This is a genomic window from Microcoleus sp. S13_C3, from assembly GCF_036700905.1.
In the GTDB taxonomy this organism is placed as follows: domain Bacteria; phylum Cyanobacteriota; class Cyanobacteriia; order Cyanobacteriales; family Microcoleaceae; genus Microcoleus.
Genome location: NZ_JAUBPT010000057.1, coordinates 18,261 through 38,336, shown reverse-complemented (window position 1 = coordinate 38,336; position 20,076 = coordinate 18,261). Strand labels below are relative to the sequence as shown.

Below are 20,076 nucleotides of genomic sequence, written 5' to 3'. Positions count from 1 at the left end.
CTAAGCTTCTGGGCGCAATCTAAAACCTAAAATCTCAAATTAATATGACACCTTAATTTGTTAAAGTCGAATGTTAAGCTAGCCTCGTTAGACTTGAACACCGTCCATAAAGCTAAGCTTCTAAGCCCCATCTAAAATCTAAAGTCTAAAATCTAAAATTGATATGGTTCACCAACCCCCATCGGGTGCAAGAGATTTATTGCCCCTTGACGTTGCTCAAAAAATTTCGATCGAACGGCGCTTACAGCAGGTTTTTCACCGCTGGGGCTATCACCGGATTATTACCTCTACTCTAGAAAGGCTGGAAACTTTGATGGCTGGGGGCGCGATCGACCGATCGACCTTAATTCAATTGCAAGACGCCGAGGATGGAGAACTGGGTTTGCGGCCGGAATTGACAGCATCCATCGCCCGCGCGGCTGCAATGCGGATGGCCGGGACTCGCTGGCAGCCTCAGCGCCTCTACTACAACGCCAACGTGTTCCGCAAAGGCCCAGATACTGGCTCAGGCGGGCAACAGGAGTTCTATCAAGCTGGGGTAGAGCTGCTCGGCGCGGGGGGGGCGGTTGCGGATGCGGAAGTGCTGCTGCTGCTGTCTGAGTGCTTGCAGAGCTTGGAAATTGATGACTGGCATTTGGTTTTGGGAGAAGCGGGCTTGACTGCAACATTGCTAGAACCGTTTCCGCCAAACGTGCGCCAAAAAGTTCGGGGGGCGATCGCCAATCTCGATCGAATTGCCTTGGAAACTTTGCCGCTGTCAACCGAATTGCGAGAAAGAGCACTGCTATTATTTGACTTGCGCGGTCGCCCAGAAGAGGTGTTGCCAATTGTTGCCAAGCTGGATTTAGATTTGCCGCAGCAAGCCGCGTTAAATAATCTCAAATCGGCGATCGAATTGCTGCACCAATGCCAGTCAAAAATTCCCAATCTCAAATCTCACATTCACCTCGATTTGAGTTTAATTCAAACATTTGACTACTACACTGGAATTGTGTTTGAAGTTGTCAGCAGTAGCAAGACAGGACAGCGAGTTTTAGGACAAGGGGGACGCTACGACCAACTGTTGGGACTGTTCGACCCCCAAGGGCAAAATTCCCCCGGCATCGGGTTTTGTCTGAATATTGAAGATTTGCACCAAGTTTTGCTGACAGAGGGGCAGTTGCCCACGGAGACGCCAGCTAGCGACTGGTTGGTTGTGGCTCAAACTCCTGAAGCTAGTGCCGCCGCGTTTGCTTACGCTCGCAAACTCCGAGACTCTACTCACCTAGTTCGGGTAGAAATAGATTTGGAGAGTCGGGAGACAGCAGAGTCGGCGCGGGAATACGCGCGCGATCGACGAATTGCTCAAATTGCTTGGGTAAATGCCGAAGGATTGCCAACAATTGAAACGGTAAATTAAGAGCTGCTAGAGAACACCCAGAGCCCCGACTTATTAGAGGAGCCGTGGCTCTAACAGACCTTGTACAAAAAACTTAATAAAACTGATTTTTTACCCTAAATTTATGGCTGTAATGGTGTTTTTCGATACAAAAACCAGGTTTCGGCATCCCTGAGTAAGATCCTCTATCGGTTTTAGTTCGTGGTAGCATTGTGAGCGTTAGTTTCCAGTTGAAGAGTAAAAGTAAAAAATGCTGTTTAACTCCACACTGTTTTTAGGATTCCTGGTAGTTGTGGTGTATGTGTATTACTTACTGACACCGCACTACCGACGTTGGTTTTTGCTATTGGCTAGCTACTGTTTTTATTGGGCTTGGAGCGTACCATACTCAATTTTAATGGTTGGCTATACCCTGCTGGCTTATAAAACAGCTCGAATCATCGACGATTCGACTCAACAGAGAAACCGAACTACGGCCTTAATTACTTTTCTGGCTGTAGTTATTAGCACTTTGTTTGTGTTCAAGTACGCAAACTTCTTTTTAGATTCGAGTTATTCGCTGTTGGGATTTAGGCTTTGGCCTCAACTGAACCTGCTATTACCTCTAGGTATTTCTTTTTACACGTTCTCAACAATTAGCTACATAGTCGATGTCTACAAGGGCGTTACCAAGGCTCAAAAGTCAATCCTCGACGTAGCGCTGTACGTGATTTTCTTCCCTAGCCTGCTGGCTGGGCCGATCGTCCGCGCCGAGGTTCTCATGCCCCAGTTTGCCTGTGAGTCATCGGTAGACTGGATTGCGATCCGCAGCGGTATTGCCCAGATTCTCTGGGGGATGCTGAAAAAAGTTTATGTAGCTGATTCGATCGCACCAATAGCTAACGAAGTTTTCGCCAGTCCTGAAAATGTTTCCGGGCTGGGGCTTGTGCTGGGTACATTAGCTTATACCGTTCAAGTCTACTGTGACTTTTCGGGTTATTCAGATATTGCGATCGGTTCGGCTCGCCTATTGGGAATTGAACTGCCGAAAAATTTTGAGAAACCTTATTTAGCCTATAGCATTACTGATTTCTGGCGCAGGTGGCACATTTCGCTGTCAAATTGGTTGCGCGACTACCTCTACATTCCTCTAGGCGGGAATCGGGGCGGCAATCTCCGCACTTACGCGAACCTAATGATTACCATGTTGCTGGGAGGCCTCTGGCACGGTGCTGGATGGAACTGGGTTGTTTGGGGAGGTTTGCAAGGAGCAATGCTCTCCATTGAACGAGCAACTAAACTTTCATCTAAGCCAACTTCTAAAATGAACTATGTAATCCGCTGGCTGATTACCTTGTTTCTAATATGTACTTCTTGGATATTCTTCCGGGCATCGAATTTGGACAGTGCCATTGTAGTATTGCAGCGGATATTGACCTTTGCTGACGGGCGGATACCTCTTGACTATCGGCCGCTGTTCTACATGGCAACACTTCTGCTAGTTGAATGGTGGGATTTGAAGCAAAAATGGATGAGTTGGACACAAAACCACCCAAATTCGCTCAAGTGGATTACTTATGCAATGGCGATCGCGCTGATGTTTACCTTCGCCGGTGCCTCAAGTTCAAATTTCCTTTACTTCCAGTTCTAATCGGCTTGAAAAATTATGAGTCAGATATTTAATGACAAGGCCATTGCAAATTTAAAAACCACAGTTCGCTACATTGCTCTGGATTTGTCGAAGGTATTGTTGGCAGTTGTATTATTAGAAGGACTCCTGCAAGTGACTGCTCGTGAGTATACCAATAATGTTTTCGATCGGGAATTCACAGGCGGTCATCCCATCGCCGTTAGCAGTCCCGGCAATCGTGGCCCTGTGGTGCCGATTAAAAAAGCTTCAGGCGAATTGCGAATCCTGGGAATGGGAGATTCAACCACCTTCGGTACTGGGATTGCTGCTGAAGATACTTGGCCAGCTCAGCTAGCAACTATTTTTCAGAAAAACGGTACTAAGGCAACCTACATCAATAGCGCTCTAGAGGGTTATTCACTCAAGGAAATCAACACGGTTTACCGCAACCTGTGGTCTCAGTACCAGCCAGATTTAGTGGTACTGGCGGTAGATAACAACTTGGTCTCGATGAACTGGTTTCGTCGCGATGACAAATCAGTGCCTGCAAACCCTTATCTGGAGCCAATTGCCAAATCCAAGCTGGCGGGTCTGAAAAACCAGTTCAAAATTCTCGCTACCCCGTCTTGGCTGAAAATCAACTCCCAAAAATGCTTGTACTTCCTGGGTTTGGCAAACAACAACGTGAAACCGGATGTTCCTTTGGGCGCAACCCTAGCCTTGGGTTGGCAGCAGGCAGATTTGCCGAACGATGTCGCCGAACGTGCTTGGAAGCAATTCGAGACGGATTTGAGCGTACTCCGGGACTCTGTTGCTGCTGACGGTCGCTCTTTGGCTGTAGTTTACTTGCCTACTCGGTTTATGGCTTTTGACGGTTTTTCTGATAACGAACAGCAAGTACCTAGACAGCGGCTGACTATTGATGCGGGTAAGCGACTTGGGGAAATTAGTAAGTCTCTTGGTTTACCCTATGTCGATTCTACTCAAGGAGTGCGCCGCGGGCGATCGCAAATTGCTCAAAAAGAGAGTCGTTTTGCCCCGATGTATATTAAATTTGATACGGTTCACCTTGACAAAGACGGTCACAAAGTTGTGGCTGAAGATTTGTTCGGGCTGCTTGGCAAATCGAATCAACCTCGGTAACGTCGGTTTTCAATGTGAAATTAGAAGAAAAACTGAGGCTTTAGATTCCACTCCAAGTGAAAAGTTATTTCTAGTTCGTCCACCAAATTTGAAGAAGTGAGAACACTATGGCACACACTATTGTTACGAATATTTGCGAAGGAATTGCTGATTGCGTCGGCGCTTGTCCCGTTGCTTGCATTCACCCCGGCCCAGGCAAAAATGTCAAGGGTACTGATTGGTTTTGGATTGATTTTGATACCTGTATTGACTGCGGCATTTGTTTGCAGGTGTGCCCTGTCGAAGGTGCGATCGTTCCAGATGAGCGGCCCCAGTTGCAGCAAACTCCTTCTTAATTGAATTAACTCTTTTTCCCCTTCTTTTCTCTTCCTTTGTGTCATAAGCGTCTTCGCGGTTCGTTAAATTTATATAGGAACTTTTTTAATGAACCGCAGAGGCCGCAGAGGACACAGAGAAGAAGTGGAGAAAAAACGAAAAAATCTAACGTTGAGATATCTTAAGTGCAGGTAATTAGTTATGCTACTTTTAGATCCCAAAACTCTCGATCCAGCGACTGAACAGCGCATAATTCTATATGATGTGACTTGGAAGCAATACGAACAACTTTCCGATATGTTTGTCGATGAATTTCCCAGAATGACGTACTTGGAAGGAACGTTAGAAATTATTATGACGACTTCGCCAGAACATGAAAGGCTTAAAACAATTATTGCCCGGTTGATAGAAACCTATGCAGTTGAAAGGCTAATTAATCTCAACGGTTACGGTAGTGCTACATTTCGCCGCGAAGCTGTGAGACGGGGTGCGGAACCAGATGAGTGTTACTGCTTGGGTGCACTTGCAGAAATCCCTGATATTGCGATCGAAATTGCTCTAAGTAGCGGTGGAGTTGACAAACTAGAAGTCTATCGCGGTTTGCAAGTTCCTGAAGTCTGGTTTTGGGCTAACGATCAATTTTCTATTTACCACTTGCGGGAGTCGGGTTATGAGTTAATTTCCCGCAGTGAATTTTTGCCTGAGTTAGACTTTTCTGTATTGAGTCAATATGTAGGATATGTTAACCAAACTGAATCTGTTATTGCTTATAGAACTGTTTTGCAAGCAGCTACACCAACCTCAAATTAATAGACATCTCCCGAAAAGCCAGTATTGAACAGGCAAGATGCCTGTTCCACAATTTAAAAAAAGCCCGTGAAGCGTAGTTATCCCGCTCTTAATCGCACTTTACAATAAAATCTACAATAAAATCTACAATAAAATCCTATGCAGCCGATCGCACTTTCCGACTCTCACATTTTATCCATGCGTACCCACGCCGAAAGCGCTTATCCTGAAGAATGCTGCGGTTTGTTGCTCGGTCGAGTTACTGGCGATGTTAAAACTTTGGTAGAAGTTTGGCAGACGGAGAATGCTTGGAGTGCGGAAGCAGAGGAGAATTGGCCGGAAGAAAAAGGATTGACAGAACGACGCAGGTATGCTATTAAGCCCGAAGATATGTTGCGGGCGATGAAACATGGGCGCGATCGCACTCTGGATATTATCGGTATATATCATTCTCACACGGATTCTCCCGCAGTGCCCTCAGAGTGCGATCGGACATTGGCCTGGGCCCAATACTCTTATATTATTGTGTCCGTCCGACAAGGCTGTTGGGAAGACATCCGCAGTTGGAGTCTTGACGGAGAGGGGAACTTTCAAGCAGAGGAAATTCGCCTAGTGGAACCGACTGAGATTAAGAAATAATTAGTAAAAATAACAAACAGGTAAAAATGCGAAAGATTCAGATAGGATGTAATTCAAAATCTGCGCTACACACAATATCATGCTAAATCCTAATCTGGAGGAGATCCAGCTCAACAAACAAGAATACGAACGCTACTCTCGCCACCTGATCCTGCCAGAAGTTGGATTGGATGGGCAGAAGCGTCTCAAAGCTGCCAGCGTGCTCTGCATCGGTACGGGAGGCCTCGGTTCGCCGCTGCTGCTGTATTTAGCAGCCGCCGGTGTTGGCCGCATTGGGATTGTAGACTTTGATGTTGTAGACCATTCTAATTTGCAGCGGCAAGTAATTCACGGCACTTCTTGGGTTGGGAAACCGAAGATTGAGTCGGCTAAAAATCGGATTTTAGAAATTAATCCTTTTTGTCAAGTTGATTTGTACGAAACTCGCGTTAGTTCCGAAAATGCGATCGACATTGCGACTCCTTACGATATCATCATCGACGGGACGGACAACTTCCCTACTCGCTATTTGATGAACGACGTTTGCGTGCTTTTAAACAAGCCCAACGTCTACGGTTCCATCTTCCGATTTGAAGGGCAAGCAACAGTTTTCAACTACGAAGGTGGCCCGAATTATCGCGATTTGTACCCGGAGCCCCCGCCTCCTGGGATGGTTCCTTCTTGTGCAGAAGGCGGCGTTTTAGGCGTTTTGTGCGGAGTTGTCGGTTCTATCCAAGCAACGGAAGCTATCAAAATTATCTTGGGTCAAGGCACTACTTTGAGCGGCAGACTGTTGCTTTACAATGCCTTAGATATGACGTTCCGGCAATTGAAACTGCGGCCAAATCCAGTGCGCCCGGTAATTGAAAAGTTAATCGATTACGAACAATTCTGCGGCATTCCTCAAGCTAAAGCGCAGGAAGCAAATCAGCAAACGCAAATTCCTGAGATGACTGTCGCAGAACTTAAAGAGTTAATCGACAGCGGTGCGAAGGATTTTGTATTGTTGGATGTTCGGAATCCCAATGAGTATCAAATTTGTCAAATTCCTGGGTCGGTTTTGGTTCCTTTGCCGGATATCGAACAGGGCGCAGGTGTCGCTAAGGTCAAGGAATTGTTGAACGGCCACCGCTTGATTGCACACTGCAAAATGGGCGGACGTTCTGCGAAGGCTTTGGGGATTTTGAAGGAAGCTGGAATTGAGGGGATTAATGTTAAGGGCGGAATTACTGCTTGGAGTGAAGAAGTAGACCCGTCTGTACCTCAATATTAAGGCTAATCTTTTTCTGGGGCGGGTGATTGGCCCGCCCGGAACCGGGATTATGGCGGCGGCAACTGTATTCTCACCCCGTTCTCCTTTGATTCTATCTTTGTAAGCATTTGCCAAATTATTTTGAGTCATCGCCCATTGTTGCGGGAAAGCAGGGCGGGTGTAAACTTCACTAGCTACTTGATAAAATGCGATCGCCCTTTCGATGCACTATCCATGTTTGGGATATTGTACATTTATTGCGGGGGAAAAACCAGGGATTTTTGTACAATACTTTTACCCAGATTTTGTAGGGGCGGGTTCCACCAACAATATCTAACGAATACCAACAATCTAGATAAACCCGCCCCCCACCACCGATCGCCCACATCAACCTGGAATTTGCATCGCATCGGAAAATGTAGGTTGGTATTTTTCGCTGGGTGGGGGCGGGTTTTCGAGATTGTCGATTATTGACGATTATGGTTGGTGAACCCGCCCCTAGGAGCACCATGTACATGGTGATTTATGGTTGGGTGGGGGCGGGTTTTCGAGATTGTCGATTATTGACGATTATGGTTGGTGAACCCGCCCCTAGGAGCACCATGTACATGGTGATTTATGGTTGGGTGGGGGCGGGTTTTCGAGATTGTCGATTATTGACGATTATGGTTGGTGAACCCGCCCCTACAGTTTCCCATAAATCACCTGATACGAGTAATTAACCCAACCCTTCAACTAACAAATTGCGAGCACTTTCCAACGCTTCCTGCAACTTACTTGCATCGCGTCCCCCAGCTTGCGCCAAATTAGGTCGCCCGCCGCCTTTTCCGCCGCAAATTTGAGCAATTCCCCCGATAAACTTGCCAGCTTGCAATCCTTTCTTATTAACTTCAGGACTAAAAGCAGCCACCAAACTTACCTTGTCCGGTTCAGGAATTGATGCCAAAACAACCGCAGCATTTCCTAACTTTTGCTGCAATCTTTCCGCCGCAGTTTTCAGCGCTTCTGTATCCACATCACCCAATTGAGCTACAATGATTTTGAATTCGCCGAGATCCTCCGCCGCACTCAGCAACTGGTCGGATTTCGCGATCGCCAATTCCGACTTCACAGCAGCCAAATGTTTCTGAGTATCCTTCAACTCATTCTGCAAATTAGTAATCCGGTTCGGCAATTCTTCAGGCTTCGCCTTAAATCGATCGCCCAAATCGCGCACCACCTTATCGCGCACATTCAAATAGTCCAAAACAGCTTGGCCGGAAACCGCTTCAATCCTGCGAGTTCCCGCCGCTACCCCCGCTTCGGAAACAATCTTAAACAGCCCGATTTCTGCGGTATTGCTGACGTGAGTCCCGCCGCACAATTCCATCGAAACGCCGGGAAAATCGATAACCCGCACCACATCGCCGTACTTCTCGCCAAACATCGCAGTTGCGCCTTTTTCCCTCGCTTGGGCGATCGGCATTTCTGCAACGACCGCAGCGTGCGCCTCAGCAATCCAACTATTAACTAAATCCTCAATTTTCTGCAACTCTTCTGCTGTGACAGCGCGCGGAGAATTGAAATCAAACCGCAATCTCTCAGAGGATACCAGCGAACCAGCTTGCGAAATCGAATCGTCCACAATTTTTCGCAAAGCTGATTGTAATAAGTGAGTTGCTGTGTGGTTAGCCTGAATTCGGCGGCGGCTGCTGTTGTCAATTTTCGCAGTAATACTATCGCCCACTCTCAGGGTTCCCCGTTCCACAAAGCCGAAATGCACGAAGAAATCCGATTCCTTCTTCACATCATCAACTCTTACTAACAAACCATCACCATTCTCTCCCTGAATGCTGCCATTCAAATAACCTTTATCCCCAATTTGTCCGCCGGATTCAGCATAAAACGGCGTTTGGTTCAAAACAACTTGTACCTCAGTGCCTGCGGCTGCTTCCTCCACAGATTTGCCGTCAACCAAGATAACTTCCACCTCAGCTAAACTCGACAATTCAGCATAACCAACAAACTCAGTTCCTTGGATAGTTTCAGCCAACTTATCTAAAGAACCCTGCACGGTCAAATCGATTGTTTGGCGAGCATCTTTAGCGCGAATTTGCTGTTCCTTCATCGCCGCTTCAAAGCCGTCCAAATCCACAGTAATTCCCTGTTCCTCAGCAATTTCTTGAGTCAGTTCTAAGGGGAAACCGTAGGTATCGTAAAGAGTGAAAGCATCTTTACCGCTGATTTGTTGGTTGGTTTGCTGTTTTGTGCGATCGACAATTTCCTCCAGCAGCTTCTCTCCGCGTTCCAAAGTCTTGAGAAACTGCGCCTCTTCCCTTGCCAATTCCGCCTTAATTTGAGCTTCCCGCTGCCGCACATTCGGATAAGCAGCTTCCGAAAGGGCGATCGCACTTTCAGCCACCCGCACCGTAAATTCGCCTTGAATTCCAATCAGTCGCCCGTGGCGCACCACCCGGCGAATCAACCGGCGCAAAATGTAACCCCGACCAACATTCGACGCGCGAATTTCGTCCGCAATCATGTGTACCACAGCCCGAATATGATCGCCAATTACTTTCAGCGAAACCTTGACTTTTTCATCGCTATTGTGGTAATCAATCCCGGCAATTTCCGCCGCCGATTGAATGATCGGAAAAATCAAATCTGTTTCGTAATTATTGGGAACTTTCTGGAGGATTTGCGCCATCCGTTCCAGTCCCATGCCAGTATCAATATTTTGATTTTGCAGCGGTGTTAAATTGCCCTCTGCATCTTTATTGTACTGCATGAAAACCAGGTTGTAGAATTCAATAAACCTGGTATCATCTTCGAGGTCAATCTTGTCGCCTCTTTCTGGGTGAAAATCATAGTAAATCTCGGAACACGGGCCACAGGGGCCAGTCGGGCCGGATTGCCAGAAATTGTCATCTTCTCCCATGCGTTGAATCCGATCGCCCGGAATGCCAATTTCATCGCGCCAAATCGCAAAAGCTTCGTCATCTTCTCGGAAAACACTAACAACCAAATTCGACGCCGGTAAACCGAAAACTTCGGTGGAAAGTTCCCAAGCCCAGGCGATCGCCTGTTTCTTGAAATAATCCCCGAAACTGAAGTTACCCAACATTTCAAAAAACGTGTGGTGGCGGGCGGTGCGGCCGACGTTTTCGATGTCGTTGGTGCGGATGCACTTTTGAGAAGTCGTGGCGCGCGGTGATTCGGCGGTGCGCTGTCCGAGAAATATCGGCTTGAATTGTAGCATTCCGGCGATCGTCAGCAACACAGTCGGATCTTCGGGTACCAAAGAAGCACTCGGCAAGATTTTATGTCCCCGCTGGGCATAAAAGTCGAGGAATGTTTGGCGGATTTGGCTGCCACTGAGAAACTTAGGAGAAATAGACATGACAAGAACTGTTAAGTATGTAAAGATGTAGCAACAATAGAATTTATAGGACTTACGCACGGGTGTCCAGGAACCGGGTTTTTCAACCAAAATACTTGCTTAAAATCCTCAATCTCGGTGAAACAACCCGGTTTCTTTGTTCGGAGTGCGTGAGTGCTAACTTACATCTATTTGGAGATTCATATCATTATACTTAGTAATGTAAAGACCTATCAAGTTTTGCAAATAGTGCTTTACTCCTCCGAAAGGCCATGCTAACTTAATAATAGACACCGGGACAGAAAGAGAAAGGAGGTCGCTATATTTAGAAAGAAAGTTCGAGGATATAGGCATGGTGTCTCCGGTCTAGATTCCCAGGCGCAGCAGAAATTAACCGAACACAACTTGGAATAGTGGCGAACTGCCGATCGCGCAGTCAAGCCAAACCGCAGTCGAGTCAGACTTATTGTGGTAGCGGATTAAAAGTAAAGCTGCACAAGTTGTAAACCCTAGTAAGTAACAGTTCTCCACCGGAAACACATCTCGTTTGTTAGAAAAAACAAAGTTCTCATATTATTGGGTCTGGTCGCTGTCGATCGGGCCCTATGAATTTTTAGAGGGCGATCGCGTCAGGAGAGGGTTCGAGGGGGAGAGAGGGCAGAGTTCGACTGTATAAGTGCTTTCTGGTCAAAAGCAACATCCCTGGGAGCCGATCGGCGAGCTATCGGTGCAGCTTTTGAGTTATATATAGCCTTTCTCAAAAAGGTGAGGTACGAATTTTGACCTGGAAAGCTTGACAATACAGGGTTTCTGTATACCTCATTTATCTGAGAACCGCTATATTATATATAATGGGATGTGGAGCAAGCCCGCCCGCTTTTTGCCGGGACTCAAGCGCTGTGGTATGAGCCACCGTCAAGATGCGATATCCTTGAGGATGTCAGTAGAAGACATTAAAATCTACCGCGCTGTGATCTATAGCAGCAAAGTCTACGCTTCTGTGAGCTTGGTGCAAGGCAAGGATAGCAAACCGCCATTTTTGGTGACAAGACCAGGCTCAAAAATTTGAATCTCAGGATATTTAGAGTCAAGACCCTAAAAAATCCCATCCCCGACGCAGGAGTGAGAGTTCAAAAAATAAAAGCCCGCCCACTCAAAAAAGCTAGTGCCACCAACAACGGTAGTAAATCACTAGCACAGTTCTTAAATTCACAATTTCCGGAGATTCCAGGTAAAAGTATGGCCGAAATAACTAAAGAAGAAATGCGCGAACGGCTGGGAAATATCGACCAGATTCGCGATATAATTTTTGGAGCGCAGCTTAGAGAATACGACAATCGCTTCGATAAAATAGATTCCGACTTGTCGATGATGCAGCAAGATATGCAAACTCGCATCGAACAAGTAAGAACAGTTCTTTCAGGAGAAATGAGGGCTGCAGTTGATGCGCTAGAAAAGAAAGTTAAATCGCTCACCTCAAACACCCAAGAAGAAAGCGCAGATATCCGTCAGCAAGTCGATCGCATTAACCGCAAATTTTCCAGCAGCATGGAAGCCCTCGACGAGGCTATAGACAATCAAACCAGTTCGCTTCGCGACGAACTCTCCCAAACCAGAGAGCGACTATCTGAAGAAACCCGCACTTTGAAAACACAGGTTTTTGAAGAGCTCGATCGTCGCTTTTCTATGCTCAGAGATGTTAAAGTTTCTAGAGACGACATGGCAGAAATTCTGTTTGAACTCGGCATGAGGCTCAAAGGAACAGAATTTGTACCCGAACTTAAAGGCGTTGGGGATAATAAGTTAAATAACGAATTTCTGTTGCCGGAGCGCCACCATCACGGATAATAACGCATGGCTTTACCGAAAGAAAATCCGGCTGACGACAATGAGTTAGAGGGTTTTGTTTCTCAACCTGACGAGTCTGCTGCCGATGCAGCAACCCAGCTAGAACCCTTGCTGAATCTGTTAGCCGATCTCAAAATTTTTGCTGGTTCCAACCAGCAAAATGCAGAGCCAGAAAGTGACAGCAGTGGCGACAATAATCAAGCTGGGGCCCTCGGCGGGTTGATGGATTTGTTAGGTATTTCTGAGCAAGCGCCAGAGGAAGTTGCAGCGAGTGTACCCGAAACTGGATCTCGCCAACCGGAGTCTGGCGATTCCCCGCCTGTTGCAGACGAGTTCAAAAGTTTGCTATTCGCTACTCACAAACTCAACACTTCAGAACTGGAAAAAGACTATTCCTCAGCTAAAACTATAGATGTTTCCGCGATCGCCCAGCCGGATTTGGAGGAGGAATCACAGCCTGTCGAAGAATTGTCTAACTTGACAATGAAAGATTCTCTACAGTACGTACAGGCTCAAAAATCCCACAAGTTCGATCTGCAATTACAAGATGTTTCCCCTCCCGAAACCGAGTCAAAACCCTCGGAAATTCCCCATAATCCCATAGTTTCCACAGTCTCAGATCCACCAGAAACGGGATATTTAGATACTGCGGTGGCTTCGACTCTAGAAAGCCCTAACTTACTAGAACCGCCAGCAGAAATATTAGGTCAAATTAAACAGGATTTAAATGAAGCCGACAGCGCGATGGAAAGGCTGCAAAATCTGATGTTCGGCTCAAAAATGTCGGATATCGAGCAAGTCAAAAATCTTCTGGCAGAAAACGACTTGCCGGGGGTGCGCCACCTGATGGCAACAATCGACGATAAATTAGGAAAATTGGAGCACCAAATCTACGAGCCCCAAGAGTTGATTGAGTTGATGTTGCCTTGGATCGCAGAAATTCTCAGCCGCAAAGTGGCCGATTCCAGAGAAGAAGTTGTTAAGGCGATCGTGCCCATTATTGACGAAGTGATTAGGGCAAAAACTCAGGAAAACAAGTCGGCAATGAGTGCGGCAATAGCTGAGTTACTTCCCGACGCACTTGCTCAACAAATAGTGAATTCGCCAGCGGATATTGCTAAGGCGATCGCCCCAGAAATCGGTCTGGCAATTAAAGAGCAAATTCGCCTTGACCAAGAGTCGATCGCTCAAGCCCTCGCCCCGGAAATGGGCAAAGCGATTACAGCCCAAATTGAACTCGAACGCGACTCTATGGTGGATGCGCTCTATCCCGTAATTGGCAGTACAATTTCCCGATACATGGCAGAAGCTATCAAGACAATCAATGAAAAAGTGTCAAATGCCCTCAGCGTCGAAGGAGTTCAGCGCAAAATTCGCTCCAAAGTACAAGGAGTCTCCGAAGCTGAATTAATCCTCAGAGAATCAGTACCCTTTACCGTCCAAGCAGCATTCTTAATTCACAAAGCATCAGGCTTGATTATTTCCGAAGTTCAAAACTCAGAAACCTACCAGTTAGAATCAGAAATGGTAGCAGGAATGCTCACCGCTATTCGCAGCTTTGTTAATGAGTGCATCGTGCAGCCCGGAGAAGTTTCCGAACTAAATCAAATTGAATACGGCGACTCAAAAATTATGCTAGAAGTAGCGGGATATTGCTACATGGCCATCGTGATTAAAGGAGAACCGCCACAGTCGTTCATCAACAAACTGCGGCAAACAGTTAGTAATCTCATCCTTAATTATGCTAAAGTAATTCACGAGTTTAATGGCGACCCCGGTACTATACCGGAGTCGCTGCACCCGTGCATAAAAACTTTATTCGACCCGCTACAAACGGAAAAATCAACAAAACCCCCGATCGCCCTAGCGGCGATCAGTTTAGCCACCCTCAGCTTAATCTTAGTACCTTGGGGAATTTATCAGTATCGCAGCAGCGTTGAGCGCCGCCTCGAAGCAAATGCCATCGCAGCTTTAGCATCCACTCCCGAATTAGCAGTTTACCGCTTAGATGTTGCAGTAGATGGCAAAACTTTAAAGCTAACCGGAAAGTTGCCAAATCAAGAATTGCGGGCACAAGCTGCAAAAATAGCCGCATCAACTGCCCCCAAATTGCAATTAGATAATAGAATTATAGCTGTAGATGTCCCCCCCGATCCAGTTTTGACGGCGGCTGAGGTGCAGCGGATTACCGCTGTTTTGAATCAGAGAGAGGGCGTTTCTATTTCTAGTCGGTATGGCGATCGTAAAGTGACTGTAGAGGGTACCGTTAGAGACGGCGCAGACGCACAGAAAATAGCTCAGTCCCTGAAGCAAATTCCCGGTGTTCAATCGGTAATTAGCACAATTAAATTAGATCCGCTGAAAATTACAACCCGCATCTACTTCGACCAAGGAACGGCAACATTAGACTCAACATACGGAGAAACGATCGCCAGTGTCAAAAATTTCATGGATCAATATCCTCAAAAACATATTAAGATAATTGGACACAGCGATCGAACTGGGGAAATTTCTACAAATCAACAGTTGTCGCTGAGGCGTGCTGCAGCAGTGCGAGATGCTTTAGTGCGGCAGGGTGCTGACCCAAAGCGCCTCCAAACGGTTGGCATCCCCCATCCTCCTGCCGACGTGGAACCCAATCAACTGCGACTTTTAAGCAGATGCGTGGTATTTGAACCAATAACTAACACCATAAACAGTAAATAATTATGTCAGTTACTATAGCTAAAAAAATGTGTATGATCGGCGATTTTGGTGTGGGCAAAACCAGCCTGATCCGCCGTTTTGTCGATCGGCAATTCACCGACCAATACCTCTCCACCGTGGGAGTAAAAATTTCCCGCAAAAACGTAGAATTAGAAGGCGTAAAAGAGCGGGAAAACGTGACTGCACAGTTGCTGATTTGGGACTTAGAAGGGCATACAAAATTCAAAGGAATAGCACCGACTTACTTGCAGGGGGCTAGCGGCGTTTTAATCGTTGCCGATGTCAGCCGATCCGAAACAGTTGAGCGAATCTCCGAACACATTCAGCTTTATTCTTCAGTCAACCCTAAAGGGTCAATTATCGTCGCTTTGAACAAAGTAGACTTGATTGACGAGGAAAAATTGGCGCTGCTAGTGAAAATGTCCCATGCGATAGGTCAAGACAAAGTAATAGCAGTTTGCACGACATCTGCTAAAACAGGCAAAGACGTTGACGAAATTTTCTACAAACTAGCTTACACAATGGTAGAAAAAGTATGAATCCCCTGTTAAGAAAGCTGTTGGGCCCGCGACAAACACAGTATTTTCTAGTAAATCACCATTTCATCATTCAGGAAACCTCCGGCGAATTGCAGCATTATGCCGATACTCCGGGCGACGCGATACCAGGTGCAGATTCTCGCCTGAGTTTTCCCGAACTGATTGGCATTGAAAATATCCTCATGTCTATCATTATGGGACGGCTGCCTGGTTTTGAAGTCAAAGGTATCGCTCGGTTTGCAGACCAGAACCGCCCTTTATACTTTGATATGTTGGCTATCAAATATGAAGAGGAACAACAAGATGTGCCAAGTAAATTGCTAATTTTGATTGAAGATACCACCGAAAAGATGGTAATGAAGCAATCCTTGATTCAGAGGGCGAATGAAGCTAATCTTTTGGTTAGTGCCTTAGCCGCTTCTAAAGATTATATAGATAAAGTTATTCGTTCGATGGGCGATGCTTTGTTGGTGACAACAACATTAGGAACGATCAAAACAGTCAATCAATCTGCCCAATGGTTATTTGGGTACAGCGAAGCAGAATTTATCGGCAACCCCCTGTCTTTAATAGTAGAAGAAGAAACCTTAATTTACCAAGCTCGCCACCGCTATATTTTGTCTCATAAAGAGCTGCGTAGAGAACTCGAAATAGTCTGCACTACTAAAGCAGGAGAAGAAATTTGGGTAGAATTTTCCTGTTCGGCAATTCAGACAGAATTAGAGGGACTTTACGATTTCATTTATATAGGCAGGGACATCACAGAACGCAAACAACAAGAAATAGAAATTCGCGGCTCTTTGGCAAAAGAGCAAGAACTCAGACAGGTAAAATCTCGTTTTTTCTCGATGATTGCTCACGAATTCGGCAATCCTTTAAGTACAGTATTATTTGCTACTAAAATCCTCCAAGACTACGGCGACGAAATCACCCACGCGGAAAAACAACAATACCTGCAACACGTTAAATCAGCATCTCAACAAATGGCTCAGCTATTAGATGACGTGCGGTTGCTCAGCAGCGCCGAAGCAGGAAAACTCGAATTCTATCCCGCACCAGTTGACTTAAAAAATTTTTGCAGCGAGTTAGTAGAATCAATTAAAATTAGTTATGGAAAAAATCATACAATTAACTTTATTTATCAAGAATTAGTTACGCCAGCGAAAAAAGATGATAGCGACTCGCAGGAAACGCAACAGTTGCCCGCACTAGATCCAAAATTGCTGCGGCACATATTGACAAATTTGCTGTCAAATGCTGTCAAGTATTCGCCCCTCGACAGCCATATTTATTTTGAATTAAATTGTCAGAATAATGAAGAAGCTATATTTAAAATTAAAGATGCAGGCATTGGCATTCCTCTCGAAGACCAAGAACAACTCTTTGAATCTTATTATCGAGCCAAAAATGTCGGAAAAATACCCGGTACAGGACTGGGTTTATCCATAGTCAAGCAGTGTGTAGATTTGCACGGAGGTCAAATCGAATTTTCCAGCGAGATAGGGTTAGGCACTACCTTTATAGTCAGAATTCCATTTCAGAAACAGAGATAAATATAGCCTTTCTCAGTAACATGAGGTGCTCTCGCGGGCATAGGGCATAGGGCATACCTCACCAAGATGGAGAACCGCTATAGATTGATTTTCGATAATTCGATATACAGGGCGCATTCACTACTAAGAATCTCACATGAAAACATTGTTAAAAAAACTGTTAGTTCCCCACCACTTGGAGTACCTAGCACTGGATAAAGACTTTTTAATCCAAGAAATCTCTCTGCAAGTGCAGCGGTTTGCCGACTGTCCCGACGAAGTAGTCACCGGCAACGATGTTCGCATTCCCTTTCCAGAATTGGTGGGAACTGAAGAAATTTTAATCGATATTTTTGAAAAACGTTTGCCAAATTTTGAATTAAAAGCAATGACACGACTATTAGAAAATGGTTCGCGGCTTTATTTTGATATGTATATCGTGCCGTTCACCAATGACGAGAATTATCATAGATTAATTATATTTTTTCAAGACGTAAGCGACAGGATGGCTTTAGAACAAACTCTAGTGCAAGCTACCAATGAAATGGATATTTTATTGAGTACCTTAGCGGCTACTAATAATTATGTTGAAAAAATTATTAGTTCAATGGCCGAAGTTTTGTTGGTAACAACAGCATCGGGAAAAATTAAAAAAATCAATCAAGCTGCTCAAGATTTGTTCGGTTACAGCGAATCAGAATTAGTAGGCCAGCAAATAGACGTTCTTGCTGCTGTTGGCTCCTCTTTGCAAGCAGTCAGCCAAGAGGAGTCTCAACAATTGCAAACTCACGCCGAAGTAATTTGCAGGGCAAAAACCGGACAAAAGCTAACAGTTTCGTTTTCCTGTACGGCGATTTCGACTGACATTAAAGGCATTTCTGGCTCTTGGCCCGCCGTTCAAGATTTCGTGTACATCGGCCGCGATGTCACAGATAGACAGCGCGCCCGCCAGCGACAAATAACTCAGTACGTCGCCACTCGCATCCTGTCGGCATCCGAAACAATCAAAAAAGCTATAGCAGCAATTCTCCCCGTAATTTGTGACAGCTTGGGATGGGATACCGTCGAACTTTGGATGCCAGAATCCGGGGAAAAACTGCTGTCAGAAACTAAGAGAATAACTGCGGTTTCCGATCCCAATTTGCTTCGGTGCGTCGCCAGTTGGACAAAACGCTCAGTTTCTATCCCCAAATTTGCCGAATTTACCAAACAAATGACTTGTGCGTTGGGCGAAGGATTGCCCGGTTTCGTTTGGGCTAGCGGTTCAGCTCAGTGGATTGCAGATGTCACAAAAAGTGACAGTTGTCTGCGCCGAGAAATCGCTGCTGAAGAAGGACTGCACGGAGCTTTTGGTTTCCCAATTTTGGGTGGCTACGAGCAGGAAAATTCTGCAAGATATGTGTTGGGGGTGATGACCTTTTTCAGCCGCGAAGTGCAGTGTTTTGATGAAGAATTGCTCCAGACAATGGCGACAATCGGTAGCCAAATCGGTCAATTTATCAAGCGCAAGCAAGCGGAAATAGCTTTGCGGGAAAGCGAAGAACAACTGCGAGACTTATTTGAAAATGCTACTGACTTAATCCAAAGTATTGGAGCCGATGGTCATTTTTTGTATGTAAATCGGGCTTGGCGGGAAACTCTGGGCTACAGTGAAGCAGAAATTGCTCAAATGACGGTTTTTGATATCATTCATCCGAACAGTTCGCCAGATTCTCTGGATATATTATATCAAGCTATTATCCAAAAAACTGTCAATGAAACTACACTGTATCCCGACTCTATTGAACTAACATTTATTACTAAATATCATGAAAAAATTTTGCTGGAAGGCAGCATAAGCTGTAAATTTGCGGCAGGTTCGCTAGTAGCGATTCGCGCTATCTTGCGAGACATTACTGCACGAAAAATAGCCGAAGACGCCCTAGCAAAATCTGTGTCCCTGCTGCTAGCAACTTTTGATTCTACTGCGGACGGTATTTTAGCTACTGACAGGAACGGAAAAATAGTCACTTTCAATCGACAATTTGTGGAAATGTGGGGCATAACTGATGAAGTGATGGCACTGCGAGATGACGCCACCACGATCGCCTTTGTGCTGAACCAACTCAAAGACTCCCTAGCATTTGAAGAAAGAATACAATCGCTTTACGAGCAGCCCGAAGCCGAAAGTTACGACTTGTTGGAATTTCAAGACGGCAGATTTTTTGAACGCTATTCGCAACCGCAGCGGCTGGGAGATACAATTATCGGCAGAGTCTGGAGTTACCACGACATTACGGAACGAAAACAAGCAGAAGATGCCCTGCGGGAAGAACAAGAAAAATCAGAAAAGCTGTTGTTAAATATCTTGCCAAAGGCAATAGCAGAACGCCTCAAGCAAAACGAAACTACTATTGCCGAATACTTTCCGGAAGTGACTGTTTTGTTCGCCGACATTGTGGGATTTACTGCTTTGTCTGCCGTCATGAATCCGATCGACCTCGTGGAGCTCCTCAATAAGATTTTCTCAGGATTCGACCTTTTGTGCGAACGGCACGGCCTAGAGAAAATCAAGACCATCGGCGACGCATACATGGCAGTAGGAGGACTGCCTGAACCCAGGCCAGACCACGCAGAGGCGATCGCCCAAATGGCACTAGATATGCAAGCAGAAATAGCCAGATTTAATGCTAGCCATAATAAATATTTTAGCATCCGCGTCGGCATTCACAGCGGCCCGGTTGTTGCCGGAGTAATTGGCATCAAAAAGTTTATTTACGATTTGTGGGGCGACACAGTAAATATTGCTTCCCGCATGGAATCTCAGGGTTTGCCTTGGCGGATTCAAGTCAGCGAAACTACTTATAAGTTATTAGAACACAAATATTTATTTCAGGAGCGAGGAATGATTGAAGTTAAAGGCAAAGGGAGAATGAAAACTTATCTGCTTATTGGCAGAATATAAGGCAGGTCATCAGTCATCAGTCATCTGGCTGATGACTAAAAGTGT

General features: G+C 45.7%; 15 protein-coding genes. 13 read left to right on the top strand and 2 right to left on the bottom strand.

Annotated features, from left to right (window positions below; all coding sequences use genetic code 11):
• The first annotated feature begins 163 nt into the window (after nt 1-163).
• From QUA16_RS17140 to moeB, 7 genes are all read left to right on the top strand, one after another.
• Nucleotides 164-1,399: an ATP phosphoribosyltransferase regulatory subunit gene (locus tag QUA16_RS17140; RefSeq protein ID WP_333104609.1), complete on the top strand. Its 1,236-nt coding sequence runs from the start codon at nt 164-166 to the stop codon at nt 1,397-1,399.
• 229 nt (nt 1,400-1,628) lie between these two features.
• Nucleotides 1,629-3,008: an MBOAT family protein gene (locus QUA16_RS17135; protein WP_333104610.1), complete on the top strand. Its 1,380-nt coding sequence runs from the start codon at nt 1,629-1,631 to the stop codon at nt 3,006-3,008.
• Nucleotides 3,009-3,023: 15 nt separating this feature from the next.
• Nucleotides 3,024-4,130 (top strand): hypothetical protein, encoded by a 1,107-nt coding sequence (locus QUA16_RS17130; RefSeq protein ID WP_333104611.1) that lies wholly within the window; start codon nt 3,024-3,026, stop codon nt 4,128-4,130.
• Between the two features lie 107 nt (nt 4,131-4,237).
• The gene (locus tag QUA16_RS17125) at nt 4,238-4,465 is read left to right on the top strand and encodes a ferredoxin family protein (RefSeq protein ID WP_333104612.1); all 228 of its coding nucleotides are present in this window, start codon (nt 4,238-4,240) and stop codon (nt 4,463-4,465) included.
• Between the two features lie 181 nt (nt 4,466-4,646).
• The gene (locus QUA16_RS17120; protein ID WP_333104613.1) at nt 4,647-5,255 is read left to right on the top strand and encodes a Uma2 family endonuclease; all 609 of its coding nucleotides are present in this window, start codon (nt 4,647-4,649) and stop codon (nt 5,253-5,255) included.
• Between the two features lie 138 nt (nt 5,256-5,393).
• The gene (locus QUA16_RS17115; RefSeq protein WP_333104614.1) at nt 5,394-5,873 is read left to right on the top strand and encodes a M67 family metallopeptidase; all 480 of its coding nucleotides are present in this window, start codon (nt 5,394-5,396) and stop codon (nt 5,871-5,873) included.
• A gap of 79 nt (nt 5,874-5,952) precedes the next feature.
• Complete coding sequence (gene moeB, locus QUA16_RS17110) at nt 5,953-7,125, top strand: molybdopterin-synthase adenylyltransferase MoeB (protein WP_333104615.1); 1,173 nt, start codon at nt 5,953-5,955, stop codon at nt 7,123-7,125.
• 169 nt (nt 7,126-7,294) lie between these two features.
• Here the strand turns inward: moeB and QUA16_RS17105 are convergent, their stop codons facing one another.
• Both QUA16_RS17105 and alaS read right to left on the bottom strand, forming a co-directional pair.
• Nucleotides 7,295-7,621 carry a hypothetical protein gene (locus QUA16_RS17105; RefSeq protein ID WP_333181263.1) on the bottom strand — a complete coding sequence of 109 codons (327 nt, stop codon included), beginning with the start codon at nt 7,619-7,621 and terminating at the stop codon, nt 7,295-7,297.
• A gap of 201 nt (nt 7,622-7,822) precedes the next feature.
• The gene (gene alaS, locus QUA16_RS17100) at nt 7,823-10,483 is read right to left on the bottom strand and encodes an alanine--tRNA ligase (protein ID WP_333104618.1); all 2,661 of its coding nucleotides are present in this window, start codon (nt 10,481-10,483) and stop codon (nt 7,823-7,825) included.
• An 835-nt stretch (nt 10,484-11,318) separates the two neighbouring features.
• Here alaS and QUA16_RS17095 point away from each other — a divergent pair.
• From QUA16_RS17095 to QUA16_RS17070, 6 genes are all read left to right on the top strand, one after another.
• Nucleotides 11,319-11,531, top strand: coding sequence for a hypothetical protein (locus QUA16_RS17095; RefSeq protein WP_333104619.1), 213 nt, complete (start codon nt 11,319-11,321; stop codon nt 11,529-11,531).
• A gap of 170 nt (nt 11,532-11,701) precedes the next feature.
• Complete coding sequence (locus tag QUA16_RS17090; protein ID WP_333104621.1) at nt 11,702-12,310, top strand: hypothetical protein; 609 nt, start codon at nt 11,702-11,704, stop codon at nt 12,308-12,310.
• Nucleotides 12,311-12,316: 6 nt separating this feature from the next.
• On the top strand, nt 12,317-15,016 hold the full coding sequence (locus QUA16_RS17085; RefSeq protein WP_333104622.1) for an OmpA family protein: 2,700 nt from the start codon (nt 12,317-12,319) through the stop codon (nt 15,014-15,016).
• A 2-nt stretch (nt 15,017-15,018) separates the two neighbouring features.
• Nucleotides 15,019-15,555 carry a Rab family GTPase gene (locus tag QUA16_RS17080; protein ID WP_333104623.1) on the top strand — a complete coding sequence of 179 codons (537 nt, stop codon included), beginning with the start codon at nt 15,019-15,021 and terminating at the stop codon, nt 15,553-15,555.
• Nucleotides 15,552-17,108 carry a PAS domain-containing sensor histidine kinase gene (locus tag QUA16_RS17075; RefSeq protein WP_333104624.1) on the top strand — a complete coding sequence of 519 codons (1,557 nt, stop codon included), beginning with the start codon at nt 15,552-15,554 and terminating at the stop codon, nt 17,106-17,108. The genes QUA16_RS17080 and QUA16_RS17075 overlap by 4 nt, the downstream gene beginning before the upstream one ends.
• Nucleotides 17,109-17,244: 136 nt before the next feature.
• Nucleotides 17,245-20,031, top strand: a complete 2,787-nt coding sequence (locus tag QUA16_RS17070) for an adenylate/guanylate cyclase domain-containing protein (RefSeq protein ID WP_333104625.1) — start codon at nt 17,245-17,247, stop codon at nt 20,029-20,031.
• Nucleotides 20,032-20,076 lie beyond the last annotated feature (45 nt).